Consider the following 16,135-nt stretch of genomic DNA (forward strand, 5'->3'; position numbering starts at 1 on the left):
CTTCAAAAACAGGTATTATGAGGCAAATCATAAATAAAAACTGTGACGGTAAGATTACAATGCAGGAATATCGGCTGTTAAGTCCTCACAGATCAACATATTTCACCGTGATCTTAATATCCCTGTTGCGGCCTTTATCGTCGGTACAGGAGATTTTGATACTGCCTTCGGTTGGCAAGAAGAATTGTTTACTGCCTGCGTCGGTTGTTTTGTAAAACTGATTGTTGATGTACCAATACACCCGGCTCACATCATTTCCTGTTTCGCAAACAAGTTGCAATGGCTCGGGATTTTTTTTGCTGATGAGATATTCGGTGCCATTCACAGGTGATTTGATCTGCGGCGCACCCGATGCAAAGATCTTTTCGCATTGCGGATTATGTGGTGGAATTTGTTCAAACGCTAAACCATTTCCCTGCATCCAGTTCTGCACTTCAGCAGCAATGAGTTTATAGCCTTTGCGTTTGAAACCGGTTTGGGGTTCGCAACTTTTGCAGTAACTGATCTTTTCATCGGCACTCACTGCTATCTCTTCAAAATTGTTGCATGTTTGAGTTGAGGAAATACCGGGAACAAAATAATCCAACACCAAATTGGTACAATGTGCTGATGGCGGCAAACCCGTTTCGCTGCAGATCTTCCGTTGCTCCAGTTCTTGCGGTGGCGTAAACCATGCACGGTCGGCGTCGTAATCGAGTGTATTAAAAATGCGGAAGAGTAAAGGTGTGGCTGTATGTGCACCGCTCAACTCTGCATTGCCTTCGCCTGAAAAATTGCCAACCCAAACTCCCACCGTGTATTTTTTATTATAGCCGATGCTCCATGCATCTCTTCGTCCGTATGAGGTGCCGGTTTTCCAGGCGATCTTCGGTAAGTGTGCAGTTGCATCCCAATGCAAGGGAAAGTCGGGGCGATTGATGCGACTTAAAATATCGGTGACCATATAACTTGCATCGGCCGATAAAATGCGTTGCGGTTTTGATCCGTCATCGTGTTGCACAAACAACGGACGATAATACATGCCTTCCGTTGCAAAACAACTGTACATACCCGTTAGTTGTTCCAGTGTTGCACCGCATCCACCAAGGATCAAACTCAAGCCCAATGCTTTTTGTTTTGCCTGAACTTGTTTGAAGCCGATGCTGCTGAGTTGCTGGATCATCTTGTCCTTACCCAGCATGTTCAATGCTTTTACCGATGGAATATTGAGCGAATGTTCTAACGCATATTCCACCGTAACGGGACCGTTGAAATGTTTATCATAGTTCTCCGGTGCATAGCCTGCATAATTCACCGGCACATCATTCATCATTTTCTTTGGTGTGAGCAAGCCTTCATCAAAACACAAACCATACAGCAAAGGCTTTAATGTACTGCCCGGCTGACGAACTGCTGCTGCACCGTTTACATGTCCGCCATCGGTTGTATCAGTAAAATCGCCACTGCCAACATAGGTAATCACTTTGTGCGTTTCATTATCGATGATGATTACTGCTGCATTGCGGATCTTGCTCAACCGCAACGTTCGCACATAATCTTCCACCAGCTTTTCAGCTTTGAATTGGGTATTAAGCTGAAGATTGGTTTTAATGATCGGTCCGCCACTTTGCTTTAGTTTGTAGGCAAGATGTGGCGCAAGCTTCGGCACCACACCACGTTTTGCTGTTAACGGTTCGGCCAATGCATCTTCAATTTCTTTTTTGGTAAACACTTTCTCTTTTGCAAAACGGTTGAGCCATTTGTTGCGTTGCTTAACGATCTCTTCATTGTTCTTACCAATCACCAGTGATGACGGGCGGTTGGGGATGATGGATAGTGCCGTGATCTCCGCCAACGACAGATGATCAGGATTTTTGCCGAAGTATAAAATGGAAGCTGACTTTACACCTTCGATGTTGCCGCCGTATGGCACGAGATTAAGATAGAGTTGCAGGATTTCAGCCTTGCTGTACTTCAGTTCTAGTTGCAATGCACGGAACATCTCGATTAGCTTATTACCGATGTTGCGTTTTTTCGGTTCCAGTGCTTTGGCCACTTGCATGGTAATAGTGCTGGCGCCTGATGTTCGCCGGCCTGTAAACACATTCATTACAAACGCCCTTCCAACAGCAATTGGATTAATACCGAAGTGGCGGTAGAAATACTTGTCTTCTTTTTGAACAATAGTCTTCCGCAGCAGCGGTGAAATTTCTTCCAGTTCGGTTTTCATGCGCCACTGCTCGTTGCCGGTAAGAAAGGCGTGAATTACTTCACCTTTATCATCAGTAATAACGGTGGAGTATTCAATTTTATCGGGAAGCGGAAAAATGAGATGCAGAATAAAAAACAAAACAACGAGGCCAAGAAGGGCAATGCCTGTTCGTTTAAAGATTTTTTTCCATGCCGGTTTGGGAAGCTTCATTGCTGTGGTAGTAGTTACCGCTATAAATGTAGGGCGTAAATATACAGCTACACAATTGCTCCGAAATAATTTACAAGCATTTGCAATTCTTTAATAAATAACACTTGGAAATGTGCCAACGATTGTATTAAATTCAACTTCAAATTATCTCCACTTCAAACGTCTTTCAACTTTAACCTTTATGCGCAACCATCTGCACCTGCTGTTTATTACAGTAGCAGTAGCCTCTTTTGTTTCCTGTAACCGTAATGCCGTAAAACTAACCGACAGCAATGCCATAGGCGAAATTCAGCAATTGCAAAACCTCGTCTTCCGCTTTAATAAAAACCTGGTGCCCGATTCCTTGCTCAATCGTTGGGATTCGATTCCCTATGTTGAGTTTGAGCCAAAGATCCCCGGACGATTCCGTTGGGAGCATGGTGATGAGTTAATCTTTTCACCTGCAGCACCGCTTTCACCTGCTACTTCGTACAAAGCAAAGATCAACGATGAAGTGCTGGCATTTACGAAATACAATAAGGTATCTGTTGATGAGCCGCTGGAGTTTCACACACCTGATCTGAAGCTGGAAAACTCAAACATCACCTGGGTAATGGATGATGCTACCAACAAAGCCATTCCGCAGGTGGACCTTTATTTCAACTATGTGGTTACCCCTGCTGCGTTAAAAGAAAAGCTGAAGGTAAAACTGGATGAACAGGAAAAAGATTACAGTGTACAAACCATCAACAACGATCGAAAGGTTTCCATCCGTTTGCTGAATGTAAAAACCGAAGACCGTGATTACAATACAACCGTAACACTCGATAAAGGGTTGGTACCCGATGGCGGAAAGAATGCCACCGCTGAATCCATTGAAGAAAAATTCACCATTCCATCGCCGTACACGCTCACCATTACCAATATGGAAGCAAGGCATGATGGGTTATCTGCTACGGTAAAAGTATTCACTTCGCAACAGGTAGTAGCCGATGTGTTGAATCAATACATCAAAGTGAACCCCGGTGTAAAGTATGATGTGGAAGTGGAAGACGATGGTTTCCTTATTACCGGCGATGCGTTTGATGTATCTAAAACATATGATCTCTTATTAACAAAAGGGCTCCGTGGTAAACTCGGCGGTACCTTAAAAGAAGATCATAAAGAAACCATTGCCTTTGGTGAACTCGAACCCGGTATTTCATTTGGCAACAGCAAAGCCGTTTATCTTTCTTCGCAAGGCAATAAAAATATCGAGATCAGGATCAGCAATATACCAAAGGTGAAAGTGATCATCTCCAAGATCTACGAAAACAACTTACTCGCAGCACATAAATATGGCTATTATCCTAAAAACAGCGAAGATGATTACTATTATGATGAAGAGGGTGGCGATGCAACCTTGGGTGATGTGATCTATGAAAAAGAAATTGACACACGCAGCTTGCCTAAACTCGGTGGTAGTCGTTTGTTCAATTTCAATATTGCCGACCGTGTGAAAGATTTCAATGGCATTTATCATTTACAAATACAATCAACCGAAGATTACTGGATCAGGGACCGGCGTTTTATTTCACTCAGTGATATTGGATTGATCGCTAAAGAAGGAAAAGAAAAAATGCTGGTGTTTGCCAACTCCATTAAATCGGCGGCTTCTTTAAGCGGCGTGAATGTAACGGTGTATGGCTCCAACAATCAACTGCTCGGTACAGGAACCACCAATAACGATGGTGTGGCCGAAGTTGCTTATGCACGCAAAGAATTCAGTGGTTTTAAACCGGCCATGGTGATTGCAAAAACAGCCGATGATTTCAACTACTTACCGTTTCATAATACAAAAGTAAATACCAGTCGCTTTGATGTGGGTGGCAAAGCATGGAGTGTAACGGGCATGGATGCATTCATTTATGCAGAGCGTGATATTTATCGTCCCGGTGAAAGAGTGAACGCAAATGTTGTATTGCGCACCAACGATTGGAAAACTCCCGGCGAATTACCGGTGAAGCTCAAGTTCATTATGCCGAACGGGAAGGAACTGAAAAGCTTCCGTAAAATGCTGAACGATCAAGGTTCTGCAGAAGTAAGCATTGACTTGCCTGTTGCAGCCATCACCGGCAGTTATCAACTCGAATTATATTCAGGTAACGATGTATTGCTCAGCAGCAAATCATTCAGCATCGAAGAATTTGTGCCCGATCGTATGAAAGTGGCCGCCTTACTCAGCAAAGAATTTTTAACTGTTGGTGATTCGGCTTCATTACGCATCAACGCTGTTAACTTTTTCGGACCGCCTGCTGCCAACCGCAAATACGAAACAGAAATACAATTCAAGCAGGCTTACTTTTCACCTGATAAGTACGATCATTATACATTCTCTTTAAGCAATCAATCTTCTTTCTTCGACAAAGTGGTAAAAGAAGGCACAACCGATGCAAACGGAAATGCAACAGAAGGCGTGAGTGTTCCTGCGCTTTACAACAATCTCGGTTTATTACAGGTAGATATTTATACAACTGTGTTTGATGAAACAGGTCGACCCGTTAGTAAACTCACCAAAGCCGATGTGTTTACACAAAAAGTGTTTTATGGGTTGGGTTACGATGGATACTACTATTACCCGCTGAATCAAAGCATCAAATTTCCATTGATCGCTTTAAGTAAAGATGAAAAACTGTTGAATGCACAGGCTCGTGTGCAGGTGATCAAACATGAGTACAGAACCGTGTTGAGCAAGAGTGGTGAATATTATCGTTACGAATCGCAGAAAGAAGATAAAGTGATGAAAGAAGATGTGGTGACCATTATGGGCGAGAATACAACCTATGCATTTGTGCCTCGCCAACCCGGCGATTATGAAATACGCATTTATGCACCGAATGCTGATACATACGTGAGCCGTAGTTTTTACAGCTACGGAAGCTGGGGTGGCAACAACAGTTCGTTTGAAGTAAACACCGAAGGACAAATTGATATTGAAACCGACAAGAAAGAATATGCTACGGGCGAAAAAGCAAAGCTCTTATTCAAAACACCATTCAGCGGTCGCATGTTGGTGACGTTTGAAACAGATCATGTGGTATCGTATCAATACATCAATGTTGAAAACCGTTCGGCTTCGCTTGATCTTAACATTGCTGCTGAGCATTTACCAAATGTATTTGTAACGGCCACTCTCATCAAACCACATACAACAGGCGATATTCCATTAACGGTGGCGCATGGTTTTCAATCGTTGAAAGTTGATGAGAAGAGTCGCAAGATCGATGTGCAGATCACAGCGAATAAATCAACACGGAGCAGAACACATCAGAAAGTAAAAGTAAAAGCAGCACCGGGCAGTTATGTTACACTCGCTGCTGTTGACAATGGTGTGTTGCAGGTAAGCAATATGCAAACTCCTGATCCATATAATTATTTCTATCAAAAGAAAGAGCTGGGTGTAAATGCATTTGATCTCTACCCGTTATTGTTTCCTGAATTGCGTGCACGACTCAGCAGTACAGGTGGTGATGGAAGCGATATGGAAAAACGCAACAACCCGATGCCGAACAAACGTATCAAGATCGTCAGCTACTGGAGCGGTGTACAAAAAGCAAACGGCAGTGGCGAAGCAAGTTTTGAATTTGATGTGCCACAGTTCAGCGGTGAAATACGTTTGATGGCTGTTGCCTATAAGAACGAACAGTTTGGTGCAGCCGAAGAAAATATGACAGTGGCCGATCCGGTTGTGATCAGTGCAGGGTTGCCACGTTTCTTAAGTCCGGGTGATACCGTGCTTGTTCCTGTTACATTAAGCAACACCACTAAGAACGCAAGCAGTGCGAGTGTAAAAATAAATGTAAGCGGACCGTTACAGGTTGTTGGTGTAAGTAATCAACAGGCACCATTGCCTGCCAATGCAGAAAGCAGGGCCGTGTTCCAGGTGGTGGCACAACAACGGATTGATTCAGGTCGTATTCGCATTGAAGTAAAAGCGATGGGCGAAACATTCTTTGATGAAACACAGATCACTGTTCGTCCGCCATCAACTTTACAAAAGGAAAGTGGAAGTGGCAGTATCAATGCCGGTGCAACACAAAGCATCAATATACCTGTCAACAGGTTTATGCAGGGTAGTGCAGACTATCAACTCATCGTCAGTAAATCACCTGCCCTCGAACTGGGAGATCAGTTGAAATATTTAGTGCAGTATCCATATGGTTGCACCGAGCAAACAATATCAGCAGCATTTCCACAATTATACTTTGCTGATCTGGCCGATCAACTCAAACAAAATAAAGGTGCTTCTGCAACTTCTGTTTCAAATATCAACGAAGCCATCCGCAAAATAAAAATGCGGCAGTTATACAATGGTGCAGTAACGTTATGGGATGATGAAGGCACTGTTCATTGGTGGAGTACGATCTATGCAGCACATTTTTTACTGGAAGCACGCAAAGCAGGTTATGATGTAGATAATAGTTTGCTCGAAACCATGATGGGTTATCTCATCACCCGTTTAAAAACAAAAGAAACCATCGACTATTATTATAACCGCACACAGAAAAAGAAAATTGCCCCGAAAGAAGTGGCGTATAGTTTATATGTGTTGGCATTGGGCAACCGTGCACAGATCAGCGTCATGAATTATTACAAAGCCAATCAAAACATGCTGGCACTCGATAGTCGTTATCTCTTATCAGCAGCATATGCATTGAGTGGTGATAAGAAAAGTTATGCAGCGATGTTGCCCTCTTCATTCAGTGGTGAAGTAAGTATGCCGCAAACAGGTGGAAGTTTTTACAGCGATGTGCGTGATGAAGCCATTGCACTGAATACGCTGATGGATGTTGATCCGGGCAATGCACAAATACCATTGATGGCAAGACATGTATCAGGATTTTTGAAAGAACGCCGTTGGTTAAGTACACAGGAACGTGCATTCGGATTTTTAGCATTGGGTAAACTTGCCCGTAATGCAGGCAAGAGTAATGTTACAGCCGATGTAACCGTGAATGGAAAAACTGTGGGCAAACTCAACGGAACAGATCTCAAGCTGAATGCAAAACAATTGGGTGCAGCCAACATACAGGTGGCAACAAAAGGTAGCGGACGTTTATATTATTATTGGGTGGCAGAAGGGGTAAGTGCAACAGGCGAGTATAAAGAAGAAGACAGTTATTTAAAAGTGCGTCGCCAGTTTTACAACCGTTATGGTCAGGCGGTTGCAGGTAATACGTTCAAACAAAACGATCTCATTGTGGTGAAAGTAACCATTGAAAAAAGTTTTGCTACAAGTGTTGAGAATGTGGTGATCACTGATCTGTTACCTGCCGGTTTTGAAATTGAAAATCCTCGCACCAAAGAATTGCCGGGTATGGATTGGATCAAAGATGCAGCTAGTCCAACAGCGTTGGATGTGCGTGATGACCGGATTCATTTCTTTGTTGATCTGAATAGTGGCAGACAAAGTTATTATTATGCAGTGCGTGCGGTATCACCGGGACTCTATCGCATGGGACCGGTTAGTGCTGATGCGATGTATAATGGAGAATATCACTCGTATCACGGAGCAGGGATTGTGAAGGTGATACAGTAACGCTTAGGTATGCCATATCTACATCAACCTGATTAAATTCATCAACATGGTATAGATATGGCATACCTAATAAAAAAGTCCGCATTTCATCAAACGATAAAATGCGGACTTTTTTTATTGATCAAATTCAAATCAAATCTTTCTCCATATATACCACTTCATCCAACGGATTTTCGTAGTAAGCGGTAGTTTCTACAAACCCGTATTGTTTGTACAAGCCAATAGCAGGTTGTAATTTTTCTAATGTGTCGAGTTTCATTTTTGTATAGCCCAGCATCTGCGCATCTTTGATCAGTTGCTCCACCAACACTTTCCCGATCTTATGCTTCCGGTAAAAGGGTTTTACATAGAGCCGCTTCATTTCACAGCTACCTCTTTCACGCAGTGGTTTCAATGCAACACAACCGGCCACTTCGTTATTCCATTTCGCCAGGTATAACACCCCTTTTGGCGGACCGTAATATTTCAATGGATCTTTCAACTCATCTTCAAAACTCTGGAAGCAAAGATTTTCGTCCAGCTCCGTTTCATATTCCCGAAACAGCTTCCTCACCTCGTCCATCAACCAGCCTTCCTGCTGTATATAAATTAACTCCGTCATTTTTGTATACCTTAACTGCAAACTTACAATCTTACCTGCTCATGTTAGTACGAATTCTGCTTTTATTACTGGTACCATCTTTACTTTTTGCCCAGAACTATAAAAAGATCCATAAAGCCGCCATATTGGTGGATACACATAATGATATTCCTTCATCTGCTATTGAAAAGAAACTTGCTTTTGATACTGATCTGAGAGGCAAAACGCACTCTGATCTCAACCGCATGTTTGCTGGTGGCGTGGATGCACAGATGTTCTCGATCTTTTGTGGCGGCGAACAAAAAGAACCCTATGCTTTTGCCAACCAGGAAATGGATAGTGTATATGCATGGGCAAACCGAAATCCTTCAAAGATGAGGTTGGTGTATACGCCTGCTGATTTTAAAAAAGCCATGAAAGAAAAAAAGCTGGCAACCATGTTTGGGGTTGAAGGTGGACATATGATTGAAAATGATTTAGCAAAACTCAATGCTTTGCATAAAAGAGGTATGCGGTATATGACCATCACCTGGAATAACTCCACGCCTTGGGCAACAAGTGCAGCCGATGAAACAACTCCCGGCGGTGCTGTTAACAGCGAAGGGAAAAAAGGGCTGACAGAATTTGGAAAGCAGGTAATCAAACGAATGAATGAATTGGGTGTAATGGTTGATATTAGTCATGTAGGTGAACAAACATTCTGGGATATTACAAAGCTCACAACCAAACCCATCATTGCATCGCATAGCTGTGTATGGAATTTATGTCCGCACAGAAGAAATTTAAAAGATGAGCAGATCAAAGCCATAGCAAAAAGCGGTGGTGTCATCTTCCTGAATTTCTATGCAGGATTTATTGACAGTTCGTATGAAGCCAAACGTAATCAACTGCTGCTGCAATACCAGCCTGAGATCGATTCGCTGATAAAGACAAACATGCAGCCTGATTATGCACGCATCATCACTGCAGAAAAATACAAAGATCAGTTGCTGGGTATTCGTCCATCGCTATCGGTATTGCTCGATCACCTCGATTATATTGTAAAACTTGTTGGTGTTGATCATGTAGGCATGGGTAGCGATTTTGATGGCATTGAAGCTCCACCGCTTGAGTTAAATGGTGTAGAAGATTATCCACTCATCACCAAAGCATTACTGGAAAGAGGTTACAGCAAGAAAAATATCCGCAAAATTTTAGGTGGCAATTTTATAAGAGTATTTGCAGCAACTATGAAGAATATTGCTCAGTAATTTTAAACAGAAACGTTCGGTTTTCTATTTATTAATTGTGATACGCCACTCCTGCGGTGTTACACCATACTCCTGTTTAAACACACGTGCAAAATAACCGGGATCGTTGTAACCGCAATCCAATGCAATAGCAGCAATGCTTAATGAAGGATCCGTCAGTAATTCTTTGGCTTTATTTAAGCGTATGATGCGGATAAATTTATTCGGCGGACAACCGGTAAGAGCTTCAAGTTTGCGGTGCAGTTGAGAGTGACTCATAAAGATCATCTTGCACAACTGCTCCACACTAAATTCATAATTGGTAAAATTAGCTTCCACCAGTTCTCTTACTTTTTTAACAAACTCATGTTCTGAAGGTTCTTCAATTGTTACAATTTCATCGGTTGATGCAGTTTCTGTTTGTTGTGCAATGCCAATTTGCTTACTGTAATACTGCTGCAAATTTTTCCGGAGCTCGAGTAGTTTTTTAATACGTAGTAACAACTCTTCTTTATGAAACGGTTTCTCTAAATATACATCCGCACCTTTCTCCAGCCCTTCGAGTTTGCTTTGCAGATCAGCTTTTGCTGTAAGCATGATGATGGGGATGTGACTGGTACGTTCATCCTGTCTTAATTTCCTGCACATTTCAAAACCATCAATGAATGGCATCATTACATCCGTAATAATTAAATCAGGAATTATTTCTACTGCAATTTCAAAACCTTCTTTTCCATCTTTTCCAACCGCCAGTTTATAGTTAGGCAGGCAGCTTGCAGTATAGGCAACCACATCTACGTTATCTTCTACCAATAAGATCAATGGTGTGGTTGGCGCAGCATGTTCATTGTTGATGATAACAGGTTTACTTCTGACAAAAGCAGGCTCAGGCGCAGGTTCTTTTGCAAATACAGGAACAGTGACTGCAACATCTTCCACACTTGCTTTTTTCATTGGTAATACTATGGTAAACTCAGTTCCTTTTGTTGCACCCACCGGCGGACTTTTTACAGCGATAGTTCCGTTCATGAGCTTTACCAGTTCTTTTGTAAGCGCCAGTCCAATACCGGTACCTTCTGCTTTGCGTGTATGACTGTTATCCAATTGATAAAAACGATCGAATATATGCTGCAATTGGTTTTCAGGAATACCGATGCCGGTATCTTTTACTTTCAAAACCATAAAGGTATAACCGGGCTCTTCCGTTGCTTCCTGCGAAATACTTATATACACGTTGCCGTGTGCAGGTGTGAACTTTAATGCGTTCGATAAAAGATTGGTAATGATCTGTCGCAACTTTTCTGCATCATAGGCTACCACCAATTCATCTGCATCCGCTAAAAAGTGAAATTGCTTTTGCTGGCTTGCTGCCAATGATTGAAATGATTCTACTACATATCGTAAAAAATTGATCACATCTCCTTTTACCAAATTCAATGTCATCTTTCCATCTTCCAGCTTCGACAGATCAAGCATTTCATTTACAAGATTGAGCAAATGATTTCCATTACGAACGATCATCTCCATGCCTTCATTGAGGTGCTCATCAGGTTTTGATTTCACCTGCTGTGCCATTCCCAAAATAACGGTAAGCGGTGTGCGGAACTCATGCGTGATATTCGCATACAGTTGTGTTTTCAATGTATCTAATTCCTTTACACGTTTTGCTTCCTGTTGCTCAAAATGCAATTGCGATTGCAGTTTTGCTTTATTGATCCTGAATAAAAAATACGCTCTCGCTGCAAAACCGATCAAAAGCACATAAATAACATAAGCCCACCAGGTACGCCACCACGGAGGATTGACAATAATTTTTAACTCAGCGATCTTACTGCTCCACATGCCCTGGCTGTTACTGCCCTGAACTTTAAATGTATAGTTGCCCGGTGGCAAGTGTAAATAAGTTGCGGTTCGTCTTGTTCCGCTTTCCACCCAATCTTTATCAATACCAACTAACTGGTAACGGTATTTATTTTGATCGGGCGCTGTGAAATCAAGTGATGAATATTCAAGTGTTAAAATATCCTGCGAATGATTTAATGTAATGGACGATGATTGTTCAATGGCCTGTTGTAAGATGCCTGTTTTATCATTCGGCACTACCACTTCGTTGCCTGCTAAAATATTGGTGATAAAAACATTTGGTACAAAGCCGCTTTGTAAAACGATTGCCGGGTTAAAAATATTTAGTCCGTTAACACCTCCAAAAGCCAGATCGCCATTGTTAAGTTTAGTGTATGCGCCGGTGTTAAACTCATCGTCCTGTAGGCCCGAAGTTTTTGTAAAATGCCGGAACAACCATTTGCCTTGTTGATCTTTTTCTTTATTCAACAAACAAAAAATACCATTATTGGTACTGCCCCATATATTACCAGCATCATCTGTCAACAGTCCATACACCACATTATTACAAAGACCTTCTTTAGTAGTGATATGAGTAAATTGATTATTTGTTTTATTAAGTCGATTAAGACCGCCGCCTTTTGTTGCCACCCATAAAATATTGCTGTCGAACGCATCATTAATAATGCATGTTACATGGCTGTAGTTTAAAGCTGTTTTATCGTCAACATTTGCTTTGTACCATGTTATTCTTGGTGGCGCTGCGGCACTGAATTGAAAATTAATTTTTGCGAGTCCGTTTTCTGTACCTGCCCAAAAAATACCGGTTGCATCTTCGTGCAAGGTGGTTATCTGTGCACCTTTTAGCATAGGATTAGCAGCATCGGTGTTGATCGTAATTTTTTTATACGCTCCTGTAAAAGGGTTTAATACGATCAGCCGTCCTCCAACACCCATAAGCCATATATTGCCTTTGCTGTCTTCCATTTTTGGATCCAGCAATTCTTCTTCCCTGTTAACATTGATCTTGTAGGTAGTTGAAACGTTTGTTACCAGGTTCAATTTTTCAATTACTTCAGTATAATTATTACTGCTGATACTATTTTTACGGAGTAACCCCCAAATGGTAAACTCCTTCCCCATAAAAAATTCACGGCTATTAAACAGCGTCTTTTCCTCTTTGCCTGTTAAGTTGTTTCCCTCCGTATCAAGCTTTTTTAATTCGCCCCAGCCTTTTATAAAAATCTGGTTGTTTGGCAGGCCCATAATTTTACGCACACTAAAACCACTGGCAATATGATGAAATTTTTCAGTGTCGTTGCTGTATTTACGTAATCCGTAACCGTTCGTGCCCAGCCACACAAGCCCCGAACGGTCTTTATAAATTTTTGTTGGTGTTACTTCCGAAAAACTATGCAGCCTTGTTTGTTCCGGGTCAACCGGGCTGCCCCGTTTCCAGTTTTTAATATCAAAAATTTCCAGCCTGCCCGAATCGGTGATGCCCAGCCAAAATCTCTTCTTATCTGTTTCGTGTAAAAAAGTTCTGCCATGACCTTTGGTAATATCTTTTGAAAACAGCGGATAGGCATTGGTATCCTGCACCTGGCTAAAGAAAATATCATCGGACCATACACTGCCATCGGCAGCCGGGGCAGTTTGTCCAAATACAAAGCTGTTCTTGCGCCATATAAGCGACATATCGTTTGGCAGCAGTTCATAAACCTTATCAGAAATGATCCAGACTTTTTTCTTGCCGTCCATATACATGCAGTTAATATTTTGCGCCCCGGGCGCTGTTAAATGCGTAATGACCGGCTGTGAATTATCTTCTAAAAAATCGTCGGGTAGCGAAATAACATTTAATTTTTTTTCCTCCGGAAATACTAAAAACCGTCCATCGGGCAGTTCAATTACAGGTACAGGTAAAGAAATTTTATTACCGGAAAGGCTGTTTGCATTTTTGGGGTTGTGTAAAATGCGTCGGAAATGATCTCGTCTTTTATCATAAATATTAAGACCATCATCTGTACTTACCCAAAGCCTTCCTTTACTGTCTTCAAAAAGGCGGTTAATGTTGTTATTACTTATTGAGTTTGGGTTATAGCTATCGTAGGTATAAACTTTAAAGCTGTACCCATCGTAGCGGTTAAGCCCATCTTTAGTGCCAAACCACAGGAAGCCATCTTTATCCTGCAGTATATCATAAATATAACCCTGCGATAAACCATGTGAGGTGGTTAGCTCCTCATACTTCAATTGTCCAAATGAAGACACAAATAGCCCCACAAAGAATAGAACAAACAGCAGCTTGGTTGTGGTTTGGCTTTGGGGCATTTGCTATAAAGATAATTGAAGCCCTGTTTTTTATTTCATCTGCCTTTCACGAAACAGGCTGTTTCCCCACAGAATGGTGAATTTATCCTGACGATGCACAATTTGTCCTGTTGATTGCAGAGAAACTGAAGTTGAATGGTGGATTCGTACTCACCAAAACATTGGTTTGATGTGAGCTTTACAAAGGTTCTTAACCACATTGTTCCTAAACCAAAACTCACATGTATGAAACAGAAAATTATTGCAACGCTCAGCGCATCTATTCTTTTACTGCTGCTGCTTCCTTTTGCCGGCATCGGCCAAGCCAAGAATGTAATTTCTACACACCGGGTGTTTCCGAAAATTGACAAGATCGCAGAATTTGAAAAGGCCGTTGCTAACCATGCCCAAAAATATCACAGCGGCGATAACCACTGGCGGGTGTTTGCCATTCAATCGGGGCCGGATCTTGGCGGCTATCATATTACCGAAGGACCAAAAAGTTGGGAAAGTGAAGATGCAAGAGGAGATATCAGTCCAGAACATCAAACTGACTGGAATAAAAACGTAGCCATCTGGTTAACTGATAAGCAGAGCGGTGGTTACTCCGTTTACCAGGAATCGTTAAGCACGATTGCTTTGGGCGATTTTACTGACAAGATCCAGATCAACCATGTTTATCCCAAACCCGGGCAAGGCGATCATGTAGCAGCTATCCTCAAGAAAATAAAAAAAGCGTGGGAAGCTTCGGGTGTAACTGTTGCTGTGTACATGTCCAGCGGATCGGGTCCAACACAATACACATTAACCACAAGGTATAAGCAGGGATTGAAAGAACGTGCACCGGGCTTCCGCAAACCGTTTAAAGAAGTGTATGAAACTGTAAACGGCGAAGGTTCTTATGAACAGTATTTAAAAGATATAGCTGAGTACACACAGGAAAGCTGGAGCGAATTACTTTTTATGCGTAAAGACTTAAGTTCGAAATAACCCTTTTTCCATGTTGATAGTTAAACAACCTCATCATACTTATAATTTGGTGGGGTTTGTTTTTTCCAAAATCCTTTCAAAAACAAAAGCCGCTTGTGCCGAACACACATTGTACTGCAGATTTTCTGTAACTGCAAACAGTTATATGCTTTATGATGTGAGTGAGGGAGCCGAAGGCATGTCTGCAGACGGGAACTTCTAAAACCAACCAACTTCATGAACGAAATCAAAACAAAAGCCAGAATTAAATCACTCGATTTGTTAAGGGGTTTGGCTTTAATCTCTTCATTGTATATCTGATACGGATAGCAATCATTGCCATGCTGTATCCCTTATGCAAAAAATTTTGATGGTTATAAACAAGCGAATAAAGAAAAATGGTGGCTTCGTTATTTATAAAAAGATAGACAATGAAACGAATCTTATTTCCACATATCGAAAAATGGTTGCTCCTATTGATTCCATTTGTAGCCATTGGCTTTTACCCAGGCTATTGGAGCAAGATATTAACCAACAAAAGCACCACTATTCAGCATGTTCATGCCTTCTTTATGTCTTTATGGGTAATCATGAGTATTGTGCAGCCGTGGTTGATCATGAAGAAGAAGACCCAGATACATAAAGTTGTTGGCAAGGTAAGTTATGTGTTGATTCCTTTCATCATCATTTCCGGTTATATACTCATTCAAGCCCGTTACGAGAGAATTCTTCTTCGGGTTCAGGATAAAGTAACGACTGGTGAGCTAAAGTTAACTGCCCAAGAGGTGCTGGACAGGGTGGCCAGTTCACAAACAATCGGAATTCTTTTCTTGCTCATGCTCATTATCTTTTACACGCTTGCTATTGTCAATCGAAAAAAATTCCTCCATCATGCAACATATATGCTTGGCGCTATTTTTACATCCATTGACCCTGCATTAGACCGTATGATTGGCCATTGGGCTAAAGCAAACAACATAGAGCCCAACTTCTTTATTGATTATGGTTCACAACTGTTTGCTCTTGTTCTGCTGGTTGCACTTGCTGTTTACCAACGCTCAAAAAAACAGTCGTTGAAGCCTGTATCCATTGTGATTGGCATTTATTCCATTTGTTTTTTGATCAATGATTTGGCAAGTGAAACTGCTATTTGGCGATGGTTTGTGGAAGCCTTTTTATTTCGATAAACCGCTCTGCTACGGCTTAGAAATTATTCTAATTAATGAACCAAATAAATAATAATT

The 16,135-nt window shown here is 41.6% G+C and carries 7 protein-coding genes; 4 read left to right on the forward strand and 3 right to left on the reverse strand.

What is annotated here, in order from left to right:
• Positions 1-85: 85 nt before the first annotated feature.
• On the reverse strand, positions 86-2,401 hold the full coding sequence (gene pbpC, locus H4075_RS21075) for a penicillin-binding protein 1C (RefSeq protein ID WP_182802792.1): 2,316 nt from the start codon (positions 2,399-2,401) through the stop codon (positions 86-88).
• Between the two features lie 181 nt (positions 2,402-2,582).
• On the opposite strand from pbpC, the gene H4075_RS21080 reads away from it, so the two are divergent.
• The gene (locus tag H4075_RS21080) at positions 2,583-7,958 is read left to right on the forward strand and encodes an alpha-2-macroglobulin family protein (protein ID WP_182802793.1); all 5,376 of its coding nucleotides are present in this window, start codon (positions 2,583-2,585) and stop codon (positions 7,956-7,958) included.
• A 127-nt stretch (positions 7,959-8,085) separates the two neighbouring features.
• Here the strand turns inward: H4075_RS21080 and H4075_RS21085 are convergent, their stop codons facing one another.
• Entirely contained in the window at positions 8,086-8,559 is a 474-nt protein-coding gene (locus H4075_RS21085) for a GNAT family N-acetyltransferase (protein ID WP_220494818.1), read from the reverse strand.
• A 41-nt stretch (positions 8,560-8,600) separates the two neighbouring features.
• Here H4075_RS21085 and H4075_RS21090 point away from each other — a divergent pair, with 41 nt between their 5' ends.
• On the forward strand, positions 8,601-9,788 hold the full coding sequence (locus H4075_RS21090; RefSeq protein WP_182802795.1) for a dipeptidase: 1,188 nt from the start codon (positions 8,601-8,603) through the stop codon (positions 9,786-9,788).
• Positions 9,789-9,812: 24 nt separating this feature from the next.
• Here H4075_RS21090 and H4075_RS21095 read toward each other — a convergent pair whose 3' ends face one another.
• The gene (locus H4075_RS21095) at positions 9,813-13,943 is read right to left on the reverse strand and encodes a hybrid sensor histidine kinase/response regulator transcription factor (protein WP_182802797.1); all 4,131 of its coding nucleotides are present in this window, start codon (positions 13,941-13,943) and stop codon (positions 9,813-9,815) included.
• A gap of 225 nt (positions 13,944-14,168) precedes the next feature.
• Between H4075_RS21095 and H4075_RS21100 the strand changes: the two genes are divergently transcribed.
• Together H4075_RS21100 and H4075_RS21105 are read left to right on the forward strand one after the other, a co-directional pair.
• Positions 14,169-14,912: a hypothetical protein gene (locus H4075_RS21100; RefSeq protein WP_182802799.1), complete on the forward strand. Its 744-nt coding sequence runs from the start codon at positions 14,169-14,171 to the stop codon at positions 14,910-14,912.
• Between the two features lie 410 nt (positions 14,913-15,322).
• A complete protein-coding gene (locus H4075_RS21105; RefSeq protein ID WP_182802801.1) occupies positions 15,323-16,078 on the forward strand; it encodes a hypothetical protein in 756 nt (251 codons plus the stop codon).
• The last annotated feature ends 57 nt before the right edge of the window (positions 16,079-16,135 follow it).

Source organism: Lacibacter sediminis (genome assembly GCF_014168535.1).
GTDB classification, from domain to species: domain Bacteria; phylum Bacteroidota; class Bacteroidia; order Chitinophagales; family Chitinophagaceae; genus Lacibacter; species Lacibacter sediminis.